Source organism: Rhizobium sp. GW821-FHT14E12, assembly GCF_058803745.1.
Map to the genome: position 1 here is coordinate 786716 of NZ_JBXAPH010000002.1, position 25448 is coordinate 812163.

The 25448-nt window shown below is 59.8% G+C and carries 25 protein-coding genes; 10 read left to right on the top strand and 15 right to left on the bottom strand.

Annotated elements, in window-relative coordinates:
• Positions 1 to 4: 4 nt before the first annotated feature.
• From AC1RO0_RS11750 to AC1RO0_RS11760, 3 genes are all read right to left on the bottom strand, one after another.
• Entirely contained in the window at positions 5 to 667 is a 663-nt protein-coding gene (locus AC1RO0_RS11750; RefSeq protein ID WP_498593057.1) for an amino acid ABC transporter permease, read from the bottom strand.
• 62 nt (positions 668 to 729) lie between these two features.
• The gene (locus AC1RO0_RS11755; protein WP_153363907.1) at positions 730 to 1578 is read right to left on the bottom strand and encodes a transporter substrate-binding protein; all 849 of its coding nucleotides are present in this window, start codon (positions 1576 to 1578) and stop codon (positions 730 to 732) included.
• 248 nt (positions 1579 to 1826) lie between these two features.
• On the bottom strand, positions 1827 to 2825 hold the full coding sequence (locus AC1RO0_RS11760; protein WP_498593370.1) for a LacI family DNA-binding transcriptional regulator: 999 nt from the start codon (positions 2823 to 2825) through the stop codon (positions 1827 to 1829).
• Between the two features lie 238 nt (positions 2826 to 3063).
• Between AC1RO0_RS11760 and AC1RO0_RS11765 the strand changes: the two genes are divergently transcribed.
• The 6 genes from AC1RO0_RS11765 (at position 3064) to AC1RO0_RS11790 (ending at position 8629) form a co-directional block, all read left to right on the top strand.
• Positions 3064 to 4380, top strand: a complete 1317-nt coding sequence (locus tag AC1RO0_RS11765) for an MFS transporter (RefSeq protein WP_498593058.1) — start codon at positions 3064 to 3066, stop codon at positions 4378 to 4380.
• Between the two features lie 80 nt (positions 4381 to 4460).
• Entirely contained in the window at positions 4461 to 5384 is a 924-nt protein-coding gene (gene ltnD / locus AC1RO0_RS11770; protein WP_498593059.1) for an L-threonate dehydrogenase, read from the top strand.
• A gap of 38 nt (positions 5385 to 5422) precedes the next feature.
• Positions 5423 to 6205 (top strand): 2-oxo-tetronate isomerase, encoded by a 783-nt coding sequence (gene otnI / locus AC1RO0_RS11775; RefSeq protein ID WP_498593060.1) that lies wholly within the window; start codon positions 5423 to 5425, stop codon positions 6203 to 6205.
• Positions 6202 to 7479 carry a 3-oxo-tetronate kinase gene (gene otnK, locus AC1RO0_RS11780; RefSeq protein WP_498593061.1) on the top strand — a complete coding sequence of 426 codons (1278 nt, stop codon included), beginning with the start codon at positions 6202 to 6204 and terminating at the stop codon, positions 7477 to 7479. The genes otnI and otnK overlap by 4 nt, the downstream gene beginning before the upstream one ends.
• Before the next feature lie 20 nt (positions 7480 to 7499).
• Complete coding sequence (otnC, locus tag AC1RO0_RS11785; protein ID WP_498593062.1) at positions 7500 to 8138, top strand: 3-oxo-tetronate 4-phosphate decarboxylase; 639 nt, start codon at positions 7500 to 7502, stop codon at positions 8136 to 8138.
• A 152-nt stretch (positions 8139 to 8290) separates the two neighbouring features.
• A complete protein-coding gene (locus AC1RO0_RS11790) occupies positions 8291 to 8629 on the top strand; it encodes a hypothetical protein (protein ID WP_034516770.1) in 339 nt (112 codons plus the stop codon).
• Positions 8630 to 8703: 74 nt separating this feature from the next.
• On the opposite strand, the gene AC1RO0_RS11795 is transcribed toward AC1RO0_RS11790, so the two are convergent.
• From AC1RO0_RS11795 to AC1RO0_RS11810, 4 genes are read right to left on the bottom strand one after another with little or no spacing between them, the layout of a single operon-like run.
• On the bottom strand, positions 8704 to 9180 hold the full coding sequence (locus AC1RO0_RS11795) for a response regulator (RefSeq protein WP_498593063.1): 477 nt from the start codon (positions 9178 to 9180) through the stop codon (positions 8704 to 8706).
• Positions 9177 to 11510 (bottom strand): PAS domain S-box protein, encoded by a 2334-nt coding sequence (locus AC1RO0_RS11800; RefSeq protein WP_498593064.1) that lies wholly within the window; start codon positions 11508 to 11510, stop codon positions 9177 to 9179. The genes AC1RO0_RS11795 and AC1RO0_RS11800 overlap by 4 nt, the downstream gene beginning before the upstream one ends.
• Positions 11511 to 11521: 11 nt before the next feature.
• Positions 11522 to 12175: a response regulator gene (locus AC1RO0_RS11805; protein ID WP_498593065.1), complete on the bottom strand. Its 654-nt coding sequence runs from the start codon at positions 12173 to 12175 to the stop codon at positions 11522 to 11524.
• The gene (locus AC1RO0_RS11810; protein WP_498593066.1) at positions 12172 to 13266 is read right to left on the bottom strand and encodes a sensor histidine kinase; all 1095 of its coding nucleotides are present in this window, start codon (positions 13264 to 13266) and stop codon (positions 12172 to 12174) included. The genes AC1RO0_RS11805 and AC1RO0_RS11810 overlap by 4 nt, the downstream gene beginning before the upstream one ends.
• Positions 13267 to 13540: 274 nt before the next feature.
• On the opposite strand from AC1RO0_RS11810, the gene AC1RO0_RS11815 reads away from it, so the two are divergent.
• Positions 13541 to 13936 carry an SgcJ/EcaC family oxidoreductase gene (locus AC1RO0_RS11815; RefSeq protein WP_498593371.1) on the top strand — a complete coding sequence of 132 codons (396 nt, stop codon included), beginning with the start codon at positions 13541 to 13543 and terminating at the stop codon, positions 13934 to 13936.
• A gap of 79 nt (positions 13937 to 14015) precedes the next feature.
• Here the strand turns inward: AC1RO0_RS11815 and AC1RO0_RS11820 are convergent, their stop codons facing one another.
• The 8 genes from AC1RO0_RS11820 to AC1RO0_RS11855 all read right to left on the bottom strand — a co-directional run bounded on the left by AC1RO0_RS11820 (position 14016) and on the right by AC1RO0_RS11855 (position 23022).
• The gene (locus AC1RO0_RS11820; protein WP_498593067.1) at positions 14016 to 14822 is read right to left on the bottom strand and encodes an ABC transporter ATP-binding protein; all 807 of its coding nucleotides are present in this window, start codon (positions 14820 to 14822) and stop codon (positions 14016 to 14018) included.
• Positions 14819 to 15808 carry an ABC transporter ATP-binding protein gene (locus AC1RO0_RS11825; RefSeq protein WP_498593068.1) on the bottom strand — a complete coding sequence of 330 codons (990 nt, stop codon included), beginning with the start codon at positions 15806 to 15808 and terminating at the stop codon, positions 14819 to 14821. The genes AC1RO0_RS11820 and AC1RO0_RS11825 overlap by 4 nt, the downstream gene beginning before the upstream one ends.
• A 3-nt stretch (positions 15809 to 15811) precedes the next feature.
• A complete protein-coding gene (locus tag AC1RO0_RS11830; protein WP_498593069.1) occupies positions 15812 to 16669 on the bottom strand; it encodes an ABC transporter permease in 858 nt (285 codons plus the stop codon).
• Between the two features lie 3 nt (positions 16670 to 16672).
• Positions 16673 to 17677 (bottom strand): ABC transporter permease, encoded by a 1005-nt coding sequence (locus tag AC1RO0_RS11835; protein WP_498593070.1) that lies wholly within the window; start codon positions 17675 to 17677, stop codon positions 16673 to 16675.
• 121 nt (positions 17678 to 17798) lie between these two features.
• Positions 17799 to 19697, bottom strand: a complete 1899-nt coding sequence (locus AC1RO0_RS11840) for an ABC transporter substrate-binding protein (protein WP_498593071.1) — start codon at positions 19695 to 19697, stop codon at positions 17799 to 17801.
• A 210-nt stretch (positions 19698 to 19907) separates the two neighbouring features.
• Complete coding sequence (arfA, locus tag AC1RO0_RS11845) at positions 19908 to 21416, bottom strand: arabinosylfuranosidase ArfA (RefSeq protein WP_498593072.1); 1509 nt, start codon at positions 21414 to 21416, stop codon at positions 19908 to 19910.
• A gap of 224 nt (positions 21417 to 21640) precedes the next feature.
• Entirely contained in the window at positions 21641 to 22567 is a 927-nt protein-coding gene (locus AC1RO0_RS11850) for an ArsR/SmtB family transcription factor (RefSeq protein ID WP_498593073.1), read from the bottom strand.
• A gap of 140 nt (positions 22568 to 22707) precedes the next feature.
• Positions 22708 to 23022, bottom strand: coding sequence for a hypothetical protein (locus tag AC1RO0_RS11855; RefSeq protein WP_498593074.1), 315 nt, complete (start codon positions 23020 to 23022; stop codon positions 22708 to 22710).
• 402 nt (positions 23023 to 23424) lie between these two features.
• Here AC1RO0_RS11855 and kdpF point away from each other — a divergent pair, with 402 nt between their 5' ends.
• The 3 genes from kdpF to AC1RO0_RS11870 are packed head-to-tail and all read left to right on the top strand — an operon-like array spanning position 23425 to position 25422.
• Entirely contained in the window at positions 23425 to 23514 is a 90-nt protein-coding gene (kdpF, locus tag AC1RO0_RS11860) for a K(+)-transporting ATPase subunit F (protein WP_034509905.1), read from the top strand.
• Positions 23515 to 23545: 31 nt separating this feature from the next.
• Positions 23546 to 25249 carry a potassium-transporting ATPase subunit KdpA gene (gene kdpA / locus AC1RO0_RS11865; protein WP_498593075.1) on the top strand — a complete coding sequence of 568 codons (1704 nt, stop codon included), beginning with the start codon at positions 23546 to 23548 and terminating at the stop codon, positions 25247 to 25249.
• 11 nt (positions 25250 to 25260) lie between these two features.
• Positions 25261 to 25422, top strand: coding sequence for a hypothetical protein (locus tag AC1RO0_RS11870; RefSeq protein WP_498593076.1), 162 nt, complete (start codon positions 25261 to 25263; stop codon positions 25420 to 25422).
• Positions 25423 to 25448: the final 26 nt, after the last annotated feature.

Here is a 25448-nt window from a genome sequence, read left to right on the forward strand (position 1 = left end):
GACATCACCTCGGAACGGCAAGGCGGCGCTCGACGACGCGCATCAGCGCGGCCAGCACGACACAGGTGAAAACATAAAGGCCGGAGGTCACAAGCCATGTCTCGATGACGCGAAAGCTTTCGACATTGATCTTGCGCGCCTCGAAGGTCAGCTCCGGCACGGCAATCGCCGCCGCAAGAGACGTATCCTTGAAGAGTGAGATCACCGTCGATGAAAGGGAGGGCAACACATTGCGGAACATCAGCGGCGCGATGATCGAGACGCGGATCTGCATCGGCGTCAACCCGATGGCAAGGCCGGCCTCAGATAGTCCCTTCGGAATGGACAGCAGGCCGGCACGAAAGACCTCCGCCAGATAGGCACCCGAATAGATCGAGAGCACCGCAATGAAACTCTGCACCTTGCCGATGCGAAAGCCCATCTGCGGCAAGGCGAAATAGGCAAACAGCACCAGCACGAGGATCGGCAGATTGCGGATGATCGTCACGTATAGTGCCGCGGGCCGCCGGACCCAGCCGCTTTTCGCCGTCAGGGCAAAGGCGACGAGCAGGCCGATCAGGGCGCCGATCAGGATGGAAACGAAAGCCAGACCGAGGCTCAGCAGCAGACCTTCGAGAAGCTGATCGAAGCTGCGCCAGACGGCGGCGAAATTGAGCGTATAACCCATGGCGCAATCCTGCAATCAAGGGTGAGGAAAGGACGGAAGGCAACCTTCCGTCCTCGACGACATCACTTGTATTCGACCGGGAAGCCGATCTGCGGCGGTGTCAGATCCTTGCCGAACCACTTCTTGTAAGAGGCGGCATAGAAATCGAACTCGACGCCGGTCATCGCCTCATGCAGGGCGGTGTTGACGAAGTTCAGCCAGTCCTGGTCCCCGCGCTTGACGCCACAGGCATAGGTCTGCGGGTTCCAGCCGTAGCCGGCGTCCTTGTAGCGGCCCGGGTTCTGCGTCATGTACCAGGCAAGCGACGACTGGTCGGTTGCGACCGCGTCAGCACGGCCGGATTCCAGCGCCTGATAGATCAGATCCACCGATTCATACTGGTCGACGGTCGCCTCAGGCAGAGCGGCATGCACCATCGCCTCGGCATAGACGTTCTGAAGCACGGAGATCGTGACGGACGACCCGGCGGCCTTGAGCGCGGCATAATCCGCATATTTGCCATCGGCCTTCAGCATCAGCCCGACGCCCTCGCGATAATAGGGGATGGTGAAGGCGATCTGCTGGGCGCGTTCGCCGGTGACGGTCATGAACTGGCAGGTCAGGTCGACCTTGTCGGTGGTGATGTTCGGGATACGCGCGTCGGAAGATTGGTTGACGAATTCGATCTTATCGGGATCGCCGAACAGCGCTTTAGCGACGATGCGGCCCATGTCGATGTCAAATCCCTGAAGCTTGTCGTCGGCGCTCTTGAAGTGCCACGGCGCATTGGTGCTGCCGGTGCCCATGACGAGATGGCCGCGCGCGAGCACCTCGTCGAGCTTGCTTTTCGCCTGCTGCGCGGCGGCGGGCATTGCGGAAATAAGGAAGGCTGTGGCCAGCGAAAGCAGGCTGGCGCGGAGTGAGACGGTCATGACGTTCCCCTGTCGGATGGTTGTTTTTAATGTCCAATATTATGGACATATGTCCAGTTTATTGGATTTACGTATTCAGCGACGCAATTTGGGAATTGTCAAGTGTCGGGAGGAGCAGAATCTGCGCGCGCAACTGCAACTGCACTCGTGCCCTTCATAGACACCAGCAGGAGGCACGCACGGAGCGTACCGATTTCAATCGATAGTCAGAGGTGGTTTGAAACGGCCCGGATTACATCCGCTTGCCGTCAGGCGGTCTCGCCTTCGATCAGCTCAAAGCCAAGATCGACGGTTTGCGACGGCGCGTCGTCGAGCACGAGCTGAGCGGCGACCTGCCCCACCGCCACGCGCGGGGTGCGGATGGTCGACAATGGTTGCGGCGTCACCCTTGCCATATCCAGGCCGTTGTAACCGAAAATGGCCAGTTGCGACGGAATGGAAATGCCGCGTGCCATGCAGTGGAAATAGCCACCCAGCGCCATGTCGTCGTTAGAGAAATAGACGGCATCCAGGTCCGGTATGCGCTCGAGCAGCCTTTCGAGGCCGAGCCGGCCAGCTTCGACCGAGGAAGGACCGGCATGAATTTCGTGGCCCGCAAGCGGCTTGCCTTCGGCCTGTAGCGCGCTGCAGAACGCCGCAAAACGTTTGCCCGCGCGCGTGTCGCGCACCAAATCATGGCCGACATAGCCGATGCGGCGATAGCCGCGTCGCAGCATGAACTCCGCGCTTGCGCGCGCCGCGGCGGCATTTGAGAAACCGACCGCGAGGTCGAGCGCCGTACCGTCGAGGTCGAGCAACTCCACGACGCGACAACCGCTCGCGCGCAGCATTTTCGCCGTACCCTCGCTGTGTTCCAGGCCAGCCAGCATGACTGCCGAGGGCCGCCAAGCGAGCATGGCTGCAACCATCGCCTCTTCCCTACCCGGATCATAGTCCGTTACCGCGAAGACCGATTGATAATGGCTTGCCTCCAACACGCCGCCCGCTCCGCGCAGCACGTCCGGAAACACGATATTGGAAAGCGACGGGATGACGAAGGCAACGAGGCGCGATCCCGCCGAGGCGAGCGCTCCCGCAATACGGTTGGGCACATAGCCGAGGCGTTCGACCGCCGCCATGACACGATCATGCGTCTTCTGGGAAAATGAACCATGATTGCGAAGCACGCGCGAGACCGTGCTCTCCCCCACTCCGGCCGCTTCGGCTACCTCTGCAAGCGTGACCGTGGGCTGAAGCTTGATATTCATGTTTCCCTGAAAGATCCATTTACGGTTCCGGATCACAGCGGCACGGAAGCTCGTGTTTCTCATGGCTATTTTCCACTCCCGCTCCTTTAACACAAGATTTTTGGCAGCGCCGCCAAATTCATGTTGGCAGCGCTGCCAAAATGCAGTAACGAGAAATGGCAGCGCTGCCAATCTTGAGGCGTGCGGCCGGAAGAAGGTTCTGGAGGGACCCCGGCTTTTCCATTTGGAGGAGGACATCATGACATTTCAAGCGCAGGCCGCAGCCCAGGGCGAGCGCGCCGCCAACCCGGTCGAAGACCGTGCATACCGCAAAGTCTTTTGGAGAATCGTACCCTTTCTGGTGCTTTGCTACATCGTCGCCTATCTCGACCGCGTGAATGTCGGCTTTGCCAAGCTGCAGATGTCGAGTGAACTCGGCCTGTCGGAAGCCGCATACGGGATCGGCGCCGGCATCTTCTTCATCGGCTACTTCCTGTTTGAAGTGCCGAGCAATGTGATCATGAACAAGGTCGGCGCGCGGGTATGGATCGCCCGTATCATGGTGACCTGGGGCATCGTTTCAGCTGCCTTCATGTTCACCACCTCGGAAACCGTCTTCTATATCCTGCGCTTCCTGCTCGGCATTGCCGAAGCCGGCTTCTTTCCGGGCCTGATTTTCTATCTCACATCATGGTATCCGGCTCGCCACCGCGCCAAGATCATCACGACCTTCATGTCGGCAATCCCCGTATCCGCCATCTTCGGCAATCCGCTGTCCGGCTTCCTCATGGATAGCTTCCACGGAACGCATGGCCTTTCCGGCTGGCAGTGGATGTTTCTGATCGAGGCCGTTCCGGCCGTGTTGCTCGGCGTACTGGTCTTCTTCTATCTTGACGACAAGATCAGCGATGCCAAATGGCTGACGGCCGACGAAAAGTCTGTTCTGACCGCCAACATCGAGGCTGAGGACCGCGCCAAATCGTCAAGCCCGCATGATGTTGCAAGCACCCTGCGCGACGGCCGCGTCTGGCTGATGTGCCTGATCTATTTCTGCTTCGTGCTTGGGCAATACGGCCTGAACTTCTGGATGCCGACCATCGTCAAGGCGAGTGGCGTTGTCGGAAACTTCAATATCGGGCTGGTCTCGGCCATCCCCTATATCTGCACCTTCATCGTCATGATCGCGCTCGGCCGCTCCGCCGACCGGCATCGCGAACGCCGCTGGCACCTGATCGTACCCGCCCTGATCGCCGCGGTCGGCTTCATCGCCGCGACCGCCAGCACCAGCACGACATTTTCGATCATCGCTCTTTCGCTTGCCGCGGCGGGCGCCATCAGCTGCGCACCCTTGTTCTGGTCGCTACCGACGGCCTTCCTTGCCGGCACCGGGGCTGCGGCAGGCATTGCCTGGATCAACTCGGTCGGCAATCTCGCTGGCTTCCTCGGTCCGTTTCTGGTTGGCTATCTCAAGGACTTCACCGGCAGCACCTCAGCCGGCATGTATCTCCTGGCGGCAGCGCTCGTCATCGGATCCATCGCCGTGCTGACCGTTCCGGCAAAAAGCGTCAATCGCTAGAATGAAAGGTCCTCCGGCTTCAATCGCCGGGGGACCGCACACCCCAAGACACCGCCCAAAGACATCGCAAGGATATGGACATGTCATCCCTAGCTGAAAACTCGCAACACCAGCCTGTCGCCGCCGTGATCGGTTTGGGATCCATGGGCCTCGGCATGGCGCGGTCCATGAAGCGCGCCGGCCTCGACGTCGTCGGCTACGACATATCGGCCGCCGCGGTCGATCGTTTCGTCAGTGAGGGCGGACGGGGCGCCGCAAGCCCGGCAGCGGCGGCAGAGGATGCCGACATCGTGGTCTCCGTCGTCGTCAACGGCGCACAGACCAGGGACGTCCTCTTCGGCGCGGGCAATGTCGCAGGCACCATGAAGCGCGGCGCAGTGTTCATTTCGTCGGCAACCATGGATCCGGCAGTCGCCCGCGATCTGGCGGAACGTTGCACGGCACTTGGCCTGCACTATCTCGATGCGCCGATCTCGGGAGGCGCGGTCAAGGCGGCCAGCGGCGAGCTGACCATCATGGCATCAGGCACCAAATCAGCCTTCGATGCCGCCCGCCCGGCGCTCGACGCCATGGCCGGCAAGGTCTACGAGCTGGGCGACGACGCCGGCACCGGCGCGGCCTTCAAGATGATCAATCAGCTTCTGGCCGGCGTGCATATCGCCGCCGCCTGCGAGGCGATCACCTTCGCAGCCAAGCAGGGTCTCGACCTCGACAAGGTTTACGAGGTGATCACCGCTTCGGCGGGGAATTCCTGGATGTTCGAAAACCGGGTGCCGCACGTCCTTGAGGGAGACTATTCGCCGCGCAGCGCCATCGAGATTTTCGTCAAGGATCTCGGTATCGTACAGGACATGGCCCGTACCGAACGCTATCCGACCCCGCTCGCCGCCGCCGCGCTGCAGATGTATCTTGCCGCGTCAGGTGCCGGCATGGGACGTGACGACGACGCCTCGCTTGCCCGGCTCTATGCGCAGCTTTCGGGCACGGTTCTGCCGAACACATGAGCGACGACACGCGCAAGTGATAAACGGAGACAATCAGCATGCCCGTCTTTGCGGCCAATCTGACGATGATGTTCAACGAGTGGCAGTTTCTCGACCGTTTCGACGCGGCGGCGGAAGCAGGCTTTACTGCCGTCGAATACCTCTTTCCCTATGAATTTGCGCCGGAAGCAATCGCGGAGCGGCTTGAGCGCAACGGATTGACCCAGGCGTTGTTCAATATGCCGCCCGGCGACTGGAATGGCGGCGAGCGAGGGCTTGCAGCCCTTCCCGATCGCTTCGAGGAGATGAAGGCGAATGTGGAGAAAGCGCTCGACTATGCCGAGGCAACCGGCGTCAAGCGCCTGCACCTGATGGCCGGACTGGCCAAGCCCGAGGACGCGGAAGCTATTCGCGCCTATCGCCGTTCCGTCGAGTATTGCGCCGGACGGCTTGCCGAAAAAGGGCTGGACCTGGTGCTGGAGCCGATCAACGGGCGCAACATGCTGGGCTACTTCCTCAATGATTTCAATCGTGCACGAGCGCTGATTGGGGAGTTGGGCCGACCCAATCTCAAGCTCCAGTTCGACATCTATCATCGCCAGATCATGCATGGCGATGTCGCGATAGCCTTGCGCGAGATGATGCCGATCATTGGCCATATCCAGACCGCAAGCGTGCCCTCCAGGCAGGAGCCCTACAGCGAGGAGCTCAACGACGCCTTTCTTTTCGCCGAGATCGACCGGCTCGGCTATGAGGGCTTCATCGGCTGCGAATATATTCCGCGAAACCATACGCTCCACGGCCTCGGCTGGTTTGCACCGTTCAAAAGGATAAAGGGATGACACTCTTGCTCGCAGCGATTGCCGACGACTACACCGGTGCGTCGGATCTTGCCAATACGTTCACGAAGAACGGCCTGCGCACGGTGCAGACGATCGGCATTCCCGATCCCTACCTGATGCTACCCGATGTCGATGCAGTCGTCGTCTCTCTCAAGATCCGCTCGGTCGCGGCACAGGATGCTATTTCCGCGGCAAGCAAGGCCGAAACCTGGCTGCGCGCCCGCGGCGCGATCCATGTCCTCTACAAGATCTGCTCGACCTTCGATTCCACCGACGCCGGTAATATTGGTCCGGTAACCGATGCGTTGCGCACGGCGGGGGGCGGCCCTGTCATCGTCACCCCCGCCTTCCCGGAAACCGGCCGCACCGTCTATGCCGGCCATTTGTTCGTCAACGGCGTGCCGCTTAACGAGAGTCCGTTGAAGGACCACCCGCTCAATCCCATGCACGACGCCAACCTTGTGCGAGTTCTTGCGCGGCAATCCTCCGGTAGCGTCGGGCTCGTCGATCTCACGACCGTCGCCGGCGGTCCGGACGCCGTCAACGCAAGGCTTGCGGCTCTTCGCGAAACCGGCGTGACGGCCGTCATCGCCGACGCCGTTTTCGAAAGCGATCTGGAAACCTTGGGTGCTATCGCACTGGAAACGCCGCTGTCCACAGGCGCTTCCGGCCTCGGCCTTGGTCTGGCGCGAGCGCTCGTGCGCTCCGGCAGGATCTCGCATCCGGCGCAAGCAACCGAGGATGCGATCGGGCCTGTCGGCGGTCTCGCCGCCATTGTCGCGGGTAGCTGCTCGACGGCAACGCTGCGCCAGCTTACCGATGCCGAACGTTCGATGCCCGTTCTGCGGCTCGACCCTGAAAAACTGCTTGCGGGACCGGACGAACTCTCAGCCGCAATCTCCTGGGCGGGGGACCGGATATCGGCTGGGCCGGTGGCGATCGCCGCGAGCGCCGACCCGCAAGCCGTCGGCCGTGTGCAGGCGCGCTATGGTCGCGAGGCCTCCGGCCATGCCATCGAACATGCCACATCGGCTATTGCCGCCGAACTGGTGTCTCGCGGCGTGCGTCGCTTGGTCGTGGCCGGAGGCGAGACATCCGGTGCTGCCGTTGACAGGCTCGGCATTCCCGCTTTCCTGATCGGCCCGGAAATCGCGCCGGGGGTGCCCGTTCTCCAAACGGTGGGAAATGCCCAGGGGAATATGCTACTCGCCCTGAAATCCGGAAACTTCGGCGGCGACGACTTCTTCGCCGCCGCACTTTCCATGATGCATTAGGCAATCGAGGTAGGGACACCATGACCGAAGAAGCGGAATTGCGCGACAAGATCGCCCGCATGGGCGCGCTGCTCTACAATCGCCAGCTTGCCCATGGTAGTGCCGGCAATCTCTCCGTCCGCCTCGAAGACGGTTCGATCCTTGTGACGCCCACCAATTCAAGCCTTGGATTTCTGGACCCTGCCCGGATATCCAAGGTTTCTCCCGCCGGCGAGCTTCTCGCCGGCGATCCGCCCTCGAAGGAAGCATTCTTCCATCTTGCGGTCTATGAAGAACGGCCAGCTGCGCGCGCCGTCGTGCATCTTCATTCCACTTATTCGGTGGCCGTTTCCTGCCTGTGCCATGACAATACCGACAATGTGCTGCCGCCGCTGACCGCCTATCATGTCATGCGGGTCGGCAAGCTCCCGCTACTGAAATACTTCCGGCCGGGTGACAGAGCCCTGGCGGAAGCCGTGCGCCTTGCCGCCCGTGACCATCGCGCCATGCTTCTCGCCAATCACGGGCCGATCGTTTCGGGCAAGACATTGGAAGAAGCGGTCTACACCTATGAGGAGCTGGAAGAGACATCCAAGCTCTTCTTCCTATTGGGAGACCGGAAGACCTCCCCCCTTTCCCTCGAAGCGGTCGCAGAACTCAACAAGGCATTTCCAAGCTGATTTGAGCCGTCGGAAACAAAGACCCTCCCGGCCGAATTTAGGTGAACGGCGTATTCACGCCATGTTCACATGCGCAGAGTCATTCTGGAAACACTCGATTAACCGAGTCGAAGATTTGCATTTCAAGACGCATCGCGTCGGAGGTGATCATGATGAAGAAGACAATTCTCACGGTTTTGCTCGCAGCTACGGTCGCCGGCAGCGTGTTGGCCCCAGCCGGCTTTGCCCAGGCGCAGGAATATGGTCGGTACCGCGATTGGAACGATGGTCCGCGGCGCCATCATCACCATAATGGCGGTGCCATCGCTGGCGGCGTCGCCGCCGGGCTTATCGGCGGCTTGATCGGCGGCGCAATCGTCAATGGCGGCGGCGGTGGCTATGGTTACGCAGCTCCTCCTCCGCCTCCGCCGAGATGCTGGAGTGAAAGCCGTCCGGTTCAGAACGAATATGACGACGGCTGGCATTATGAGCGGATGCGCGTCTGCGATTAAAGACCGCTAATCTTAACGTCTAAGCATGAGGCGCCGACACCATCGGCGCCTTTGTCGTTTAAGCCTTTCAGCCGTCAGCGGCTGGTGGGATCGCCACCGCGCCGAACAAACGGGGATTGCCCCGTCAGCTCGGTCAACGCCCGAAACAGGAAGCGTGTTTCGAGCAGATTGAATATTCTCAAAAGAGTTTCCACCGCATCGATCGGTTTCACCAGGAAATCCTTGGCGCCGAGCGACAGAGCCCTGCGCCGAGTTTCGATCGAAATATCAGCCGTCAGCACGACGATGGGGATAAAGGACGCCGGCCCCGTCAGCCGGGAAAAGGCGTCCAGAAGCGCAAAACCATCGATATGGGGCATCATCAGATCGAGCAGGATGATATCCGGGTTCACCTCGTTGAAAAGCTGGACAGCATCCCTGGGATCGGTCGTCGTCGTCACCTTCTTGAAGCCTTCACGGCGCAACAGGCGCTCCAGAAGAGCGACATTGGCGGCTTCGTCGTCGATGACCAGTACGCTCGCCTCGGCGGCGATATCGATTTGCGGGTTCATTGCGCCATAACCTCGTCGAGCGTCTGAAGGAACTGCCTTATATCGAGCGGCTTCGCAAGAAAGCGCGTCGCACGCTCTTGCAGCACGCGCTGCCGCATCGCTTCCGTCGCATCGGCACTGATGACGATCACCGGTATAGCCCGCGTCTCACTATCAGCCCTTAGACTTTTCAATACCTCCAGGCCACTGATATCCGGCAGATTGATGTCGAGCAGGATAAGATTCGGCCGATGCTCGCGCGCCAGCGTCACTCCGAGACCGCCCAGCATCGCCGGAATGACCTTGGCGCTGCAATACCGCGACAGCACATTTTCGATCAGGTTCAGACTGGCGGGATTATCCTCGATACAGAGGACGACATCCAGTTCACGCTTGCCCGCGAGAGGAGCCGGAGACTCGGCGGTCGGACGCGGTGCGACCAGCGACGACGGTGCTGCCGGCGCAAAGACGGTGAACGTCGTGCCCTCAGCGCCGGTAGAACCAAGCTCCAGTCTACCGCCCATCGCCTGCATCAAATGCTGCGACAAAGCGAGCCCCAACCCTGTCCCCGACGTGGCATTGCTGTCTGCCCCAAGACGCTCGAAAGGCTGAAATAGCCGCTCCTTCTTGTTCGGAGCAATGCCAAAACCAGTATCGTGGATGTCGATGGCAAGCATATCGCCGCCCACAAGCCGGGTAGACACACGCAGCGTTCCTCCTTCGCGATTGAATTTTATCGCGTTCGACAGAAGGTTCAGAAGCACCTGGAGGAAACGTCGACGGTCGACAGTGACAGCAGCGCCGGCGGCATGATCGATCTCGACGGCAATGGAGACCTTGCGAGGCGCGGCCAGCGGGCGGGCAAGGTCGACGGCCTCCCCGACGATCTCGCCGGCATCCAGCGTTTCGATATAGAGCTCCATCCGCCCGGCATCGATGCGGGCCAGGTCAAGCAAATCGTCAAGCAGGCTGAGAAGATGCCGGCCGGCCCTCAGAATCTGCGCCAGACTTGCCTGCGTTTCAGGCTCGTTCAGATCCATTTCCAGAATCTGGGCAAAGCCGAGAATGGAGTTGAGAGGCGTCCTGAACTCATGGCTCAGGCGCGAGTGAAAGGCGCTTCTGGCCTCGCTCGCCTGCTCGGCTTTGTATCGCGCCGCAAGCAACTCCTCTTCATTGCGTTTGCGGTCAGTGATATCGCGGGTGATCTTCGAAAAACCCCGGGGATTGCCGTTCTCGTCGTGCAGCGCGGTGACAACGACATTCGCCCAGAAGTGCGAGCCGTCCTTGCGCACCCGCCACCCCTCATCTTCAACGCGACCATCGGCCTCCGCCCGCTCAAGCTCCTGGCTTGGCAGCGTATCGCGAACCTCCGGCGGATAGAACCGCGAGAAATGCTCGCCGATAATCTCGTCGGCTGTGTATCCCTTGATCCGCTCGGCGCCCGCATTCCAGCTGACCACCCGCCCCTGCTGGTCGAGCCCGAAAATTCCATAGTCGTGGACGCCATCGACGAGGAGGCGGAAACGCTCCTCGCTTTCACGAAGCGCGTTTTCGCGTTGCCTCAGGAGAAGGCTCGCCTCGTGAAGCGCTCGCGAGAGCGCACCGAGTTCGTCTCGTGCTTGTTCTCCTGATGTCACCGGTTGCCCCATTGCCAGAAGGCCAGCCGTCTTTTGCAAGGAGGTGACCCGCCGGACGATACCGTTCGACATCAGAATGATCGCCACCACGCAGCCGACCAGACCAACGATCGCGCCGATGATCGTGATCCACTGGGCTCTGTCGCGGATGGCATCGGCTTGCTTCGTCCGCTCTTCAAGAAGCGCATCCTCGCGCTCGCGCATCTGCTGAATGCGAGAGCGCAGCTCGTCCAGCACCACCTTGTTGTCCACCAGCGTCCGGCGCATGTCGTCATTGATCGACTGATTGCTCCCACGGCCTTTTTCCAGCAGGTCGTTGAGGCCAGCAAGCTTTTGGAAGACCAGCGGCTCCATGCCGTCGAGGCGCGCGCGCTGCTCGGCGTCGGTTATCAATGGCCGCATGGCGGCAAAAACGCTTGGGAGTTCGGCATTGGCCTTTTCGAAGGGCGCGAGAAACGCCGCATCTCCGGTCAGCAGATAGCCGCGAACGCCCGAAGCGCCCTCCGCCAGGAGCGCATGCAGCTCCAGAATGTCGGACTGGATGGCGAAGGTCACGCGCACATAATCTTCGGCGCGACGGCTTTCCCGATCGGCCAGGAACACCGATCCGAGAGCGATCAGCAGGCAGATCAATGGAAGGGCGATCACGATCACTCCCTTGCGGGCGAGGGGTTGATCGAGGAAACGAAGGGAGAGGCCCGTCTTGTCGGTCATGTCGCCACTCGTCAAAGCTCGTCCTTTCGCAGGAGACCCGCCTGGATCGCCAGAACCGCCGCCTGCGTGCGATCATTGACCCCGAGCTTGCTCAGGATGCGCTCGACATGCACTTTCACCGTTCCCGGTGAAATCGACAGTGCTCGCGCGATGCCCTTGTTGGTTTCGCCCGTGGTCAGGCTACAGAGAATTTCGCGCTCCCGGTTCGTCAGTCTCTCAATGACCGTCTCCGCCGGCGATTCACGATCTATCCTCGCCAGCATCTTGCGCATCAGATCCGCGTCGAAAAACGCCTGTCCGTCCAGCACGATATCGATGGTGCGCAGCAGGCTCTCGCGGCTGACATCCTTGAGGAGATAGCCGCTCGCTCCGACCTTGATCGCCGCACTGAGGTAGTCGATGCTCTCATGCATGGTGAGCATGACAATCTTGGTGTCCGGCGCGATTTTCCGAATTTCCGCGGCGGCACCCAGACCATCGAGCGGCGTCATGCGGATATCGAGGAGGATGAGATCCGGGCGCAAGCGATCGCACAACTCGACCGCCTCCAGCCCGTTCTGTGCCTGACCGACGATGTCCAGGCTCCCCGATGTCGCAAGGACAGCGGCAATCCCGGAGCGCGCGAGATCATGGTCGTCGGCAATGACGATCGATGCAGTCTTCATGGAGAGGATTCCCGGTTCAAATCAGTCGGCACTTCCGCCAGCAGCCGGGTTCCAGCGCCCGGCGCACTCTCAATCGACAGGGTTCCGCCGACCAGCGACAGACGCTCGCGCATCGCCGGCAGGCCGACCCCGTGTCCCCTCTCCGGCCTGTGATCGCTAGCCGCAAAACCGCGCCCATCGTCGGATACCGTCAGCGTGACGATCCCTTCCGCGTTTTCGGCAAGTTCAATGCGGACATGCTTGCAGGCCGCATGTTTTTCCGCGTTGGCGAGCGCCTCCTGGGCAACGCGATAAAGGACAATCTCGACGGCGCGCGGAAGCCGTGTCTCGCCGAGATGATCGGAGAAGGAGACATGTTCGATCCGCATCGAATCCAGCTTCGCCCGGATCGCCGCGGCAAGACCGAGATCATCGAGTTCGGCCGGCCTGAGATCAGCGATGGCATGCCTGATATCGCCGACACAACGGCGGGCGAGATCGATGCAGTTGGTCAGCTTCTGCGCGGTCTGCACGTCAATATCCGGGCCAACCGTTGCTGCTTCCAGATGAAACAGCAGGCTGACGAGACTCTGGGCGACACCGTCGTGCAGATCATAGGCAACGCGGGCGCGCTCTTTTTCCTGGGCGCCGATCATCTCACCGACGAGATGGGCAAGCATGGCCTCGCGGCTCCGCAGCGCCTCGGTGAAAGCTTCGCGGTCCTGCCGCCGCCTCTTGTCGTTGAGAGCCGCCAGAAGCTGATCCGCAACGATTTTCAGTGTTTGCTGGTCCTCGTCAGGGGTCAGGGCCTCTATCTCGGGTGCAAGGGATAGGGAAATATCGGGATCGTTTCCCTCAAGGTTGACGGTAAAAACGATCCCCAAGAGCGGTTGCGACCCACCGCGTTCGTAACCAATGGCCTCAGTCGCCGGATCGCCGGGAAACTCGATCCGCGCGGCGGATGCGCCGCAGAAGGAACAGACAAGGGCAAGCACCTGCCGGGCGGCGATCTCGAAGTCCATTGTGTCGAGGATGTTTCGCGCCTCGACGATCAGCCTCAGGCGCGCGGCCTTCGCTTCAGACTCCCTATAGAGCCGGCGCAGTTCTCTCACGGGAGATTCTAGGTTTTCCACTGTCTCTGGTCTCTAGCATGGGCCGGCGCCTGATGCCCCGGTGTCGTCTTAGATAGACATTCCGTAAGCCGATGAACATACGCCAACCGGCATATCATTTCACCGCCAACCAGCAGATCGTTTCAGCATTTGAGCAGACTTATCTTCAGGTCACCGGCGATGAGGCCGGGGAAAACAGTCAAAATTGGAGATACCCCTTATGTATAAACTTGTCATGGTCGCCGCCGTCGCTACTGTCCTGGCTGGCCAGGCAATGGCCGCCGAATGCACGCCGATCACCGAAAAGCAGGTGGAAGGCCTCTTCGACCGCTGGAACACATCGCTTGCAACGCTAAGCCCGGAGAAGGTTGTCGAGAACTACGCCCCCGACGCGGTTCTCCTGCCGACGCTCTCCAACAAGCCGCGCCTGACGCAGGAAGAGCGGATGACCTACTTCACGGACTTCCTGAAGAAGAAGCCGCAGGGCAAGATCGACAGCCGCACGATCAAGATCGGCTGCGACAAGGTGATCGATACCGGCACCTATACCTTCACGCTTGGCGACGGCACGAAGGTACCGGCCCGCTACACCTTCACCTATAAGTTCGAACATGGAAAATGGCTGATCACGTCGCACCATTCGTCGGCGATGCCGGAAACCCATAGCTAACACCGGGCCGCATGACGCGTTCCGATGCGCCTGAAACAGGGCGCATCGGAAATGTACCATTAAAGTCTGATATCAAACATCAAATCTCTGGCGTCGTGGACAGCACCGCTTCCTTGAGCGCCTGCGAATAGGGGTGTTGTGGATTGTCCAAAACGGCTCGCGCCTGCCCTTGCTCGACAATCTCGCCCTTCTTCATGATGACGATGCGATCGCTGATGTAATAGGCGGTCGCAAGATCATGCGTGATATAGATGATCGACAAGCCCAAATCCTTCTTCAGCTGGCTGAAGAGATTAACGATCGCCATCCGGAGCGACGCATCGACCATCGAAACCGGCTCGTCGGCGACCAGAAGCCGCGGTTGCGGTATGAGCGCGCGGGCAATTGCCGTGCGCTGCAATTGTCCGCCCGACAGCTCATGGGGAAACCGGCCTTTCACCTCGGCCAAGCTTAGGCCGATATGCTGCAGTGCTCTATCCGCCATGCGCTCGATTTCCTCGCGGCTTGGTCGCTTGCCATCAGGCGCAAAGCTCCGAGCCGTCTCGAAGAGATAGCGATCCACCCGCTTCAGCGGATTGAAGGCTTCGAACGGGTTTTGCAGCACCGGCTGGACTTGCCGCATGAAAGCACGCCGCTCGACCCTGCCATGAACCGCGACGGGGCTGCCCCGGAAATCCAGCCGTCCCTCCGTCGGCGCCGTCTGCCCGAGGATCATCGCGGCAATGGTCGACTTCCCCGAGCCGGATTCGCCAACGATCGACAGGATCTCCGGCTCCTGCCCGAGCGTCAGGCTGACGTCCTTGACGGCGGTGATATGGCGCCCGCCGAGCAGGCCGCCCTGCCGGTAGATTTTCGTGACATGCGAGAGCGAAAGCAGATCGTTCAAACCCGTTCTCCCGTCACCGCAAAGCAGGCCACGCGCCGGTCCGGCTCGACCTCGACCATCGGGGGCACCTCGCGGCTGCAGATATCCATGCGCTTCGGACATCTCGGATGAAAACGGCAGCCTTCCGGCGGCATGGCGAGATTAGGCGGGCGCCCTTCCAGCGAAGGCCGGGAGCTTGCATCGCCGATCCGCGGAAGGCTCGCGACCAGATGCTGCGTGTAAGGGTGCAGCGGCAGATGGAAGAGCTTGCGGGTCGGCGCTTCCTCGACCAGGCGGCCGGCATAGACGATGCCGATGCGGTCGGAGACGGCGGCGTGAACGCCCATGTCGTGGGTGACGAACAGGAACGAGGAGCCCATGTCACGCTGGATCTCGCGGATCATCGTCAGGACGTCACGCTGCACGATGACATCGAGGGCCGTCGTCGGTTCGTCGGCGATGATGAATTCCGGTGTCAGGATGGTGGCAAGCGCAATGGTCATGCGCTGGCGCATGCCGCCGGACAATTCGTGGGGATAGGCATCGAGAAGCTGGGGATCGAGCTTCAGCCGCTGCAGGTGGCTCGCGACCCGCCCGAAAAAGGCGGATTTCTCCACCTTCATGTGGCGAAAGGCAAAATCCGTGAAGGAGTGGCGAATGCGCCGCACGGGATTGAGCACGTTCATCGAGCCCTGCATGATGTAGGACAGATGCCGCCACCGGAGCGCCGCCCTCGCCTCCGGCGTCATACCATAGATGTCCTGCGTGCCGCCGTTGAAATGAAAGGTGACACTGCCCTCTACAACCCGCAACGGCGGACGGATGGCGCCGGCGATGGTCTTGATGAGCGTCGTCTTGCCACTGCTCGATTCCCCGGCGACGCCGTAGATTTCGCCTCGGCCGATCGTCAGGCTGATATCATCCACGGCGCGCACCTCGCGATCGACGCCGTAGAGGAAGGCTTTGTAATAGGCTTTGAGATTCTTGACCTCGACCACAGCATCCATGACCTAGCCCCCCATCCGGTTCAGCCGACTGCGCGGATCGTTGTATTCGTTCATCGACATCGACAGCAGGAAGAGCGCCGTAAACAGCACGACGATGGCTGCGACCGGTGCAGCGACCCACCACCATATTCCAGCGATCAGCGCCGAATGCGCGTTCGCCCAATAGATCATCATGCCCATTGTCGGCGTTTCGATATCCGTGAAGCCGAGCACCGACAGCGTGATTTCCATGCCGATCGACCAGATCATGTTGTTCATCGTCGTGGCAAAGACGATCGGCAGCACATAGGGCAGATGCTCCTGGACGAGGATCTTATACATGCTCATGCCGGAATAGACGCTCTGGGTCGTGAACGGCCGGCTCTTGAGACTGATCGCCACCGACCGGATCAGGCGCGCATCGTAAGACCAGCCGAGCGAGGCCATCACCACGATGAGCACGGTCCAGGTCATGCCGTCCTTGAGCACGAAGTAGAACAGGATCAGCAGCGGAAACTGCGGAATGACCATGATGCTGTCGTTGATCGCCATTAGCACCCGGTCGACCACACCGCCGAGATAACCCGCGACGAGACCGACCACCAGTGAGATAATGCGCGACAGGAAGGCCACCCCGATGCCGAAATAGAGTGTGTTCCTGAGAGCGGTGGTGAGCTGCCAGAAAACATCCTGGCCGCGCGAGGTCGTGCCGAGCCAGTAATCGCCGTCAGGCGGCATGTCGGGCGGCAGGACATAGATGTCCGAGGGACCGTAGGGCGAGAAATAGGACAGGACTATCAGCACGACGATCACTGCGAACAGCAGCAGGCCGCAAAGGAATTCCGCATTCTGGCGAGCGAGGTCGCGAACGATGGTGAACATGGCCTACTCCACCCTGATGCGCGGGTCGATCAGCGGACCCAGAATATCGATGATGAACACCGCCGCGGCAACGCCGGTGATGGACAGTGCGCTCAGCCCGAGCACGAGGCTGTAATCGCCGGCATGCACCGCTGAAATCAGCAGGTTTCCGATGCCGGGATAGCCGAAGACGATCTCCGTGATGATCGTGCCGTTGAAGACCGCCCCCAGCGACATGGCAAGGCCGGTAAACTGCGGCACCATCGCGTTGCGCGCTATGTAGGACCGCAGAATGCGGCTCTTCGGCACCCCGCCGAGTTCGGCGAACGTCACGTAATCCTCGGTGATGATGTTGGAGACCAGCGCCCTCATGCCGATCAGCCAGCCGCCCGTGCCGACGAGGATCAGCGACAGCGCCGGCAAGATGGAGTGTCTCAAGATGTCGAGAACCAGCGAAAAGGACAGTTCCAGATTGGTATTCATCTCGTAGCCGCCATTGATCGGCAGGATCGGCCAGAGATAGCCGAACAGGATGATCAGCACGAAGGCGAGGATGTAATAGGGGATCGGCTGCATCGCGATGAAGACGAGGCTGACGGCTTTGAGCACCATGCTCTTGCGGTAATAGCCCGCGAGCGCGCCTATCGTGTTGCCGAGGATGAAGGTGAACAGCGTCGCAACGGTCATCAGCCCGATCGTCCACGGCAGCGACCGCAGGATGATGGTCGAGACGGGCGTTGGAAAGGCAGAAAGAGACGGTCCGAGATCACCGGTCGCAAGACGCGTCCAGAAATGCACATATTGCTGCCAGATCGAGCCCTCCATGCCGTAGAGTTCGCGAAGCGACTGGCGCATGAGATCGACGGCGCGAGGGTCTGACTGCCCCATCTGCTGGATGGCGGCGATACTCTGCTCGACGGGATCGATCGGCGTCATATGGGTGATGAAGAAGGTCGCGGAAATGCCGAGAAAGACAACGAGCAGGAACTGGCCAAATCGCTTCAATACGAAAATGGGATAGGACGCCATACCGTCGTTTTCCTTGCTGCTTGCGCTTCATCACTTTTCAAAAAAAGAAGGTCGCCGGACTCGCTTAATGTCCGGCGACAGGTGCCTGACGCGGCTGACGCCGCGTCAGGGTTGGGAGGAGTTATGGCTGCGCCGGCTTCAGCTTGACCATCATCAGCCGGGAATTCGCCCAATTGGGAACCGGGTCGGTGTAGGGGTCGGCGATCGTCGGATAGCCTTTCCAGTAGGTGGTATCCATCGACGTGAAGACGTTGTAGGACATCAGCGGAATGGTCGGCATTTCACGAGCGACGAGCTTCAGATAGTCCTTGCCAAGCTCGGTGCCCTTCGGATCGTCAGCACTGACCCGACGGATGCTCTCAATGATCTTGTCGAGCTCCGGATTGGACCAGCGTTGCCAGTTGCGGGCCGACTGGTTCTCACCCTTCTTGGCAACGAAATCCGAATGCCAGCTGTCGAGAAAGAACGACAAGTCCGGATCGCCACCCCATGTTTCAACGCTCCAGGAGATGATGCATTGGAAGTCGCCAGTGGCCTGCACCTGCCCGATAGAAGAGGTCGGTGTGGCCTTGGAGTCGATGCCGAAGGCTGCCCATTGCTGGGCGATCAGGGTGCCTGCGCGGGTGAAGACCGAGCGCGTATCGCCTTCCACCGTCAGGCGGATCTTGAAGGGCTGGCCGTCCGGCGTCATCCATTTGCCGCCAACCTTCTTGAAGCCGGCCTTTTCCAGGAGTTCGGTCGCCGCCTGCGGATCGGGCTTCCACCAGCCATAGCCGAAGGCCGCGCTGATGGCCGCCGGGTCGGTCGGAATCTGATCCTTGTATTTGGGCTGCTTGCGCAGCATATCCGCGACCTGCTGGCCGATCGTCGGATCATATGGCTTGATCTTGCGCTTGCCGGTATCGACTTCGAAATCCTTAAGCCAATCCTGCAACGGCGCCTGATAATCCTTCATGGCTATCGCCGTCGGCGGAACGCCAAGCGCTGAAAGAGTTGCTGCTCCCCGATAGCTCGCCATGTCGACTGCCTTGATGTCGATGAGGAGTGCGAGCGCCCAGCGAACGTCGGCGTTCTTGAACAGCGGATCCTGCGTGTTGAAGATCACCGCCGGCAATGTCGGATCGGGATGGGCGAAGGGGAACCCCGGGAACCAGCTTTCGCTCGTCTTCGATTTCTCCTTCAGCGTGAACATGCCCTCGGGCGTGTTGTCGTGAATGATATCGAGATTATGCTCCAGCTGGGCGATCGTACGTTTATCCGGCGGACCTGGATCGACGTAAGTGACATATTTCGGACCCGGTTCGCCGAGGCGGGCGAGCGAAGTGCGCTGCCAGTCATCGCGCTTTTCCCAAGTGTACCATTTTCCCTGCGGATCAAAACTTTTCAGCTTATAGGCGCCGAGCGACACCGGATTGGCGAAATCGTAACGAACCGGATCGGCAACTTTTTCGAAGACATGTTTCGGCATGATCCAGGCGCCGTTCCACCGCACGGTGAAGATGGCATGGAACCGCGAATTCGGCTTCTTCAGCTTGAATACGACAGTATAGGGATCCGGTGCCTCGACACTGGCGACCTGCACGGAAAAGGCAGCGCTCCAATTCATGCCCGGATGATCCATCTGGGTCTTGACCGTATAGACCACGTCATCGGCGGTGAACTCGACGCCGTCGCTCCAGTAGAGCCCCTTGCGCAGCTTCACCGTCATCTGGGTAAAGTCGTCATTATATTGTGGCTTGTCGGCGGCGAGCGAATTGTCCCAGGCAGAACCACCGAGCCCCTGTTCAGGGTCGATGTACCAAAGCGTATCCATCGTCAATTGCTGCAGGCCGGTCGAAACACCGCCGCCGCCATTGACCCAGACATTGAACCAGCCGGGATTCTTGATCGTCCCTTCCGGGTTCTCGACGATCAGCGTCTCCTTGCGTGGCAAGGTAGCATAATCTTGTGCCGTAGCCGCCGCGACCAGGCCGAACGTGGCCAGCGCGACACCAAAAGCAAGCTTCTTCCACTTCTGCATGATCTCCTCCCTAGTTATCCATCGGACGGCATACCAAACAAGGTGAGGCAAGCCGTGACTTTCAAACTCCCTGCGTTAGCCGGACCTTGAACACTTGATGTCCAAACCGGCTCGCAACAGACCACCGTACCGACATGCATCGCCTCCTCGCGACATGCCGAACGTCATTGCAGACCGGGACGCGTTTTACCGCGTCCCGGCAACCAGCTGTCATACAGACAGCCGGATCACGTTATAGGACAGTGGCTTCAGCGTAGCGCGAAGCCGGCCATCCTCGATCTTTGCGTCACCCGTCTTGGCGGGAACGACAGCATTGGGCCGGGACGCCGTATTGACCGCCTCAAGCTTCTCGTGAACCATCTCGTACTGCTCGACGACGCGCGCACCGGGGAAACCTTCCAGCCGGGTATCGAGGTCGAGCGCCGAGTCCAGATGGCGGTTCACGGCAAACAGGGTGACCGTATTCCCCGTGGCATCGTGAACGGCGGAGACATCGAGATAGGGCACATCGTCGGCCTCGTCGCTGTCGTAGGTCGGGCCGTCGGTGACCAGCCGAAGCGCGAAACCGCGGCCGTATTTCGAGGCGAAATACAGCGGATAATAGATGGTCTGCCGCCAGGCGGGACCGCCATCTTCCGTCATAATCGGCGCGATCACGTTCACGAGCTGGGCGATACAGGCGATACGCACGCGATCGGAGCGCCGGATGAATGTGTTCAGAATGCCGCCGACCTGAAGAACGTCCTCGAAATTATAGACGTCTTCGAGGAGGTGCGGCGCGTCCGGCCATTCGTCGCGCGCAAGGATATCCTTGTCCTGCTGGTTCGAGTGATACCAGACGTTCCATTCGTCGAAGGAAATGCCGATCGTCTTTTTCGAGCGCTTCTTCGCCTTGATATAGTCGATGACGCCACCGATCGTGCCGATATAGCGATCGAGCTTCTCCGCCTTGGCGAGATAGTTGAGTGTGTTCTTCTCGCGATTGGCGAAATACATGTGCAGCGAGATATGGTCGGCGCTATCGTAGCACTGCTCCAGAACCTGCGCTTCCCAATCCGGATAGGTCTTCATTTCCGAATTGGACGAACCGCAGACGACCAGCTCTAGCGACTTGTCGAAGCCGCGCATCGCCTTAGCCGTCTCATCGGCCAAGCGGCCATATTCGTAAGCCGATTTATGACCAACCTGCCAAGGACCATCCATCTCGTTGCCGAGGCACCATAGCTTCACGCCATGCGGATCGGCCCAGCCATGCTTGCGGCGCAGGTCCGACCAATAGGTCCCGCTTGGATGATTGCAATATTCAAGGAAGTTGCGTGCGTCATCAAGGCCGCGCGAGCCGAGATTGACGGCCAGCATCGGCTTGGTGTTGGCCTTCTTGCACCAATCGACGAACTCGTTGACGCCGATCTGGTTGCTCTCGCGGGTACGCCAGGCTAGATCGAGCCGCACGGGGCGATCCGAACGCGGGCCGACACCATCTTCCCAATTGTAGGCTGATACGAAATTGCCGCCGGGATAGCGGCAGTAGGGCGAATTAAGCTCGCGGACCAGTTCGATAACGTCCTGACGAAATCCGTCCGCATCCGCAGTCGGATGGCCGGGCTCGTAGATGCCCCCGTAGATCGCCCTGCCCAGATGCTCCAGAAACGAGCTGTAGAGCCGATCGTCGATATCGGCAATCCGGAAATCGCGATGGATGACCACTTGCGCCTTCACTGCTATCCTCCCGTATATATCAGATATTTCGTTCTTATACCTAGATGCTGATACACTTTTGGCAAGCCGTCAACGCCAATTTATGCGTCGTCCAAGCTAAAAAATCATCTTGCACTGCGGAAAATTTAGACAAAAAATAGCAATTTCAATGAATTATGTAAAAATGACTGGAGACCGCCATTCCATAGGAATGCCGGCTATATATCACAATTTGTGATTTGAACTTACGAAAGATCAATCCGCATCAGGATATCGCGACCGTAATTGCCGAAGCCGCGGCCGAATATGTTCACGCCACCCGTGTGGCGTGCATCCTCGGCGATGCCAATCCTGAGCCGGATCGAGGAATGCTGGCTGATGGCAAGGTCGTCGATGGTGACGTCCGACGCGGCAACGCCGTCGATGAATGTACCCTTTTTCGAGATCCGCCAGGTCTTGAGCTTACCATATTGGGAGCCCTCGAGTTTCCACCAGCCCGGCGTGAAAGCACCGCGCTTGTCGCCATAGTCGCCCGGCGACATCCATGTGCCGACGGCAACGCCGTTGACCCAGATCGTGATGTCGGAGGGCCAGTCCGGATTGGTTCCCGGAACCTCGGAGGAGAGCTCCATCGAGAACTCTATGGCATTGACATTCTTGTTCAGGATCTTGGCATTGTTGGGAAATTTATATTCCACATGGCCGCGTCCGAACCAGAGTAGACCAGCCTGCATGCGCTGCGGATCAAGGAAATAGTCGGGAACATCGAGCAGGCCGATCACGCCCTCGGTGGAGCAAAGACCACACGGCGCATGGGTCTCGCAGCTCGTATAAAGACCGATCGGCATTGCCACCTCGATCACATCCTCGTCGTGCTTCAAGGCAGCATCCTCGAAGCTCACAAGAATCTCATCGTAAAGTGCGGAGCAGATCTTCTGGTATCCCTTGCGGGCTTTTGCCGCCTTGGTTTCAACCAGCCCGGCCTCTTCCAGGATCATGATTCCGGTCGCAACCGTCGACTGCGGCAGGTCCAGAGCCCGTGCGATTTCATTGACATTCAGCGGGCCTTTGGAGCACAGCAACCTGAGCATGTCCACGCGCGCGGGCACTGAGAGCGCCCGCAACGCCGCAGCATTTTCACCGGCATAGATCGTTAGAAAGCCGCGTTTCATCGTTTCCTGCGTGCCCCATCAATTACCTTCATTTATATCAGCATTTCTGATTTAACAAGACCGTCGATGAACAGGGGTGAATTTCGAGCCTGTCGGATTAATCTCCTGCGTGTGGCTGCCGCGGCCCGGCTGACTGTGAGCTACTCAGCGCTCACAATGTCGGCGTCTTGGATCGAGTCAAAATTCTGGCCGAAGTCCTGAGCCACGTCCGCTCCCCTCGCCCAGGCTTCCGCCTGGCTCATCAGGGCGACCATTTCCTTTTTCAACACATGCGATCGCAGGATATCGATCGCATGATTGGGGTTGGTACGCGGATTGTAAAAGGTCTCAATATCCTCGCCGGCCTCGCGCCTTGCCATTTCCAGGCGCGCTTTCAATTCACTCACATCGGCTTTCACCGCAAAGTACCGTCTCATCGCTTCGATAAGGCTCCGGTCGCTTTCGTTCGGCGTCATCAATTTTCCGTCTCGTTATTGTCGATCCGGCGCACTGATCTGATTCGAATGGCGAAATCTGGATGACGGTGTCGCTTGCAACAAAGCGGCCATGGATGGAGCCCAGACGGCAGCCGGCATTTATAAGATTTTTATATCTTTCCCCTTCCCGCCGTCTCGAACCTTAATGCGGTTTGGTTGCATATTGACATTAGAGACATCTAAAGGATGATCTCCATACCGGGAAGAAACGAAAGGCGCCTTCTTTGAAGGTGCCTTCGGTCCATTTCGGTGTTCCACAAGAACAATCAAGGATCAACGATCGATGATGGACATTCTTCTTATCGGGATCGGCGTTTTATTTTTCATTCTGTGCATCGCTTATACCAAAGCCTGCGACAGCCTCTAGTCGGAGAGACACAAATGCTTCTGGATTATATTCTCGGCGGCGGAGTGACACTCTTTCTCACCGCCTACCTGATCTACGCCCTCATTCGCCCTGAGCGCTTTTAATTTTTAGCGCCAGATAGGGAAAGTTACCCCCATGACCTTCAATGGATGGCTTCAGATCCTGATCTATATCGGGATCCTCCTTGTGCTCGTCAAACCGCTCGGCGGTTACATGACGCGTGTCTTCACGGGCGAGCGCACACTTCTCTCCTACGTCCTCGGTCCGCTGGAACGGGGGCTTTATCGCATTGCGGGAACGGATGAGCGCGAGGAGCAGCACTGGACGACCTATGCGATCTCCATGCTGCTGTTCAGCCTCGCCGGCTTCTTCTTGCTCTATATCCTGCAGCGGTTCCAGGCGAGCCTGCCTTACAATCCCGCAGGCATGACCTCGATCGGCCCGGAGCTTTCGTTCAACAACGCCGCCAGCTTTGTGACCAACACCAACTGGCAGAACTACGGCGGCGAAAGCACGATGTCCTATCTCGTGCAGATGGCCGGTTTCACCGTCCAGAACTTCGCCTCCGCCGCAACCGGTATCGCGCTCGCCATTGCGCTGATCCGTGCCTTTTCGCGCGCCTCCGGCAAGGCCATCGGCAACTTCTGGGTCGATCTGACCCGGGCGACGCTCTATGTCCTGCTCCCAGCCTGCATCGTCATGACATTGGTCTTCGTTTATCTCGGCGTGCCGCAGACGCTCGGACCCTATGTCAACGCCACGACACTCGAAGGTGCGCAACAGACGATTGCCGTCGGTCCGGTTGCCTCGCAGCTTGCGATCAAGATGCTCGGCACCAATGGCGGTGGCTTCTTCAACGCCAACTCCGCTCACCCTTTTGAAAATCCGGATGCTATCTCCAACCTGATCCAGATGCTGGCGATCTTCGCCATCGGCGCGGCGCTCACCAACGTATTCGGACGCATGGTCGGCAACCAGCGTCAGGGCTGGGCCATCCTCGCGGCGATGGGCACGCTCTTCATCGCCGGCGTCATCGTCACCTATTGGGCTGAGGCCGCCGGCAATCCGCTGGTCCATGCACTCGGCGTCCAGGGCGGCAATATGGAGGGCAAGGAAGTCCGCTTCGGCATCGCCATGTCGTCGCTCTTCGCGGTCATCACCACGGCTGCCTCCTGCGGCGCGGTCAACGGCATGCTCGGCAGCTTCACGGCGATTGGCGGCATGATCCCGTTGATCAACCTGCAGCTCGGCGAAGTCATCGTCGGTGGCGTCGGCGCCGGTTTCTACGGCATCCTGATGTTCGTCATCATTGCCATCTTTGTCGCCGGCCTGATGGTCGGGCGCACGCCGGAATATCTCGGCAAGAAGATCGAAGCCAAGGAAGTGAAGATGGCGATGCTCGCCGTGCTTTGCCTGCCTGCCGGCATGCTGATCTTCACCGCGATCTCCGTCGTCCTGCCCGGCGCCGTCGCGGCCATCGGCAACCCAGGTCCGCACGGCTTCTCGGAAATCCTCTATGCCTACTCGTCGGCAGCAGCGAATAACGGCTCGGCCTTCGCCGGTCTCTCCGCCAATACAACCTGGTACAACATCACGCTCGGTATCGTCATGCTGATCGGCCGCTTCCTGGTCATCATTCCGGCGCTGGCCATTGCCGGTTCGCTGATCGCCAAGAAGACGGTTCCCGCCTCTGCCGGCACCTTCCCGACGGACGGTCCGCTGTTCGTCGGCCTGCTGGTGGGCACGATCCTGATCGTCGGCGGCCTGACCTTCTTCCCGGCACTCGCGCTCGGCCCCATCGTCGAGCATCTGTCGATGATCGCCGGCCAGGCCTTCTGAGGATAAGCGCAATGACGCAGCCACTCATGCCCAGGCTTCGAAAGCTCATCGATCCACGCCCCTCAGACAGGGGGCGTGGCCCGGCCCGAGCGACCTGTGCTTCCGATGCCATCCTGGTGGCGATGGTCACGCTGTTCCTCGGCCTTGTCGTCTTCGGTTTCTTGCTTGGCTGACCGGGCAATCCCGGTCTGCCGTTTCC

Excerpts from the sequence above, each read along its gene's own strand:
- AC1RO0_RS11765 (WP_498593058.1), top strand. The coding sequence starts at position 3,064 with ATGACATTTCAAGCGCAGGCCGCAGCCCAGGGCGAGCGCGCCGCCAAC.
- AC1RO0_RS11800 (WP_498593064.1), bottom strand. The coding sequence starts at position 11,510 with ATGACCGACAAGACGGGCCTCTCCCTTCGTTTCCTCGATCAACCCCTC.
- AC1RO0_RS11805 (WP_498593065.1), bottom strand. The coding sequence starts at position 12,175 with ATGAAGACTGCATCGATCGTCATTGCCGACGACCATGATCTCGCGCGC.
- kdpF (WP_034509905.1), top strand. The coding sequence starts at position 23,425 with ATGCTTCTGGATTATATTCTCGGCGGCGGAGTGACACTCTTTCTCACC.
- AC1RO0_RS11815 (WP_498593371.1), top strand. The coding sequence starts at position 13,541 with ATGGCCGCCGAATGCACGCCGATCACCGAAAAGCAGGTGGAAGGCCTC.
- AC1RO0_RS11755 (WP_153363907.1), bottom strand. The coding sequence starts at position 1,578 with ATGACCGTCTCACTCCGCGCCAGCCTGCTTTCGCTGGCCACAGCCTTC.
- ltnD (WP_498593059.1), top strand. The coding sequence starts at position 4,461 with ATGTCATCCCTAGCTGAAAACTCGCAACACCAGCCTGTCGCCGCCGTG.
- otnK (WP_498593061.1), top strand. The coding sequence starts at position 6,202 with ATGACACTCTTGCTCGCAGCGATTGCCGACGACTACACCGGTGCGTCG.
- AC1RO0_RS11795 (WP_498593063.1), bottom strand. The coding sequence starts at position 9,180 with ATGAACCCGCAAATCGATATCGCCGCCGAGGCGAGCGTACTGGTCATC.
- AC1RO0_RS11790 (WP_034516770.1), top strand. The coding sequence starts at position 8,291 with ATGAAGAAGACAATTCTCACGGTTTTGCTCGCAGCTACGGTCGCCGGC.
- AC1RO0_RS11760 (WP_498593370.1), bottom strand. The coding sequence starts at position 2,825 with ATGAATATCAAGCTTCAGCCCACGGTCACGCTTGCAGAGGTAGCCGAA.
- kdpA (WP_498593075.1), top strand. The coding sequence starts at position 23,546 with ATGACCTTCAATGGATGGCTTCAGATCCTGATCTATATCGGGATCCTC.
- otnI (WP_498593060.1), top strand. The coding sequence starts at position 5,423 with ATGCCCGTCTTTGCGGCCAATCTGACGATGATGTTCAACGAGTGGCAG.
- AC1RO0_RS11870 (WP_498593076.1), top strand. The coding sequence starts at position 25,261 with ATGACGCAGCCACTCATGCCCAGGCTTCGAAAGCTCATCGATCCACGC.
- AC1RO0_RS11830 (WP_498593069.1), bottom strand. The coding sequence starts at position 16,669 with ATGTTCACCATCGTTCGCGACCTCGCTCGCCAGAATGCGGAATTCCTT.
- AC1RO0_RS11825 (WP_498593068.1), bottom strand. The coding sequence starts at position 15,808 with ATGGATGCTGTGGTCGAGGTCAAGAATCTCAAAGCCTATTACAAAGCC.
- AC1RO0_RS11855 (WP_498593074.1), bottom strand. The coding sequence starts at position 23,022 with ATGACGCCGAACGAAAGCGACCGGAGCCTTATCGAAGCGATGAGACGG.
- AC1RO0_RS11750 (WP_498593057.1), bottom strand. The coding sequence starts at position 667 with ATGGGTTATACGCTCAATTTCGCCGCCGTCTGGCGCAGCTTCGATCAG.
- AC1RO0_RS11850 (WP_498593073.1), bottom strand. The coding sequence starts at position 22,567 with ATGAAACGCGGCTTTCTAACGATCTATGCCGGTGAAAATGCTGCGGCG.
- AC1RO0_RS11835 (WP_498593070.1), bottom strand. The coding sequence starts at position 17,677 with ATGGCGTCCTATCCCATTTTCGTATTGAAGCGATTTGGCCAGTTCCTG.
- otnC (WP_498593062.1), top strand. The coding sequence starts at position 7,500 with ATGACCGAAGAAGCGGAATTGCGCGACAAGATCGCCCGCATGGGCGCG.
- AC1RO0_RS11840 (WP_498593071.1), bottom strand. The coding sequence starts at position 19,697 with ATGCAGAAGTGGAAGAAGCTTGCTTTTGGTGTCGCGCTGGCCACGTTC.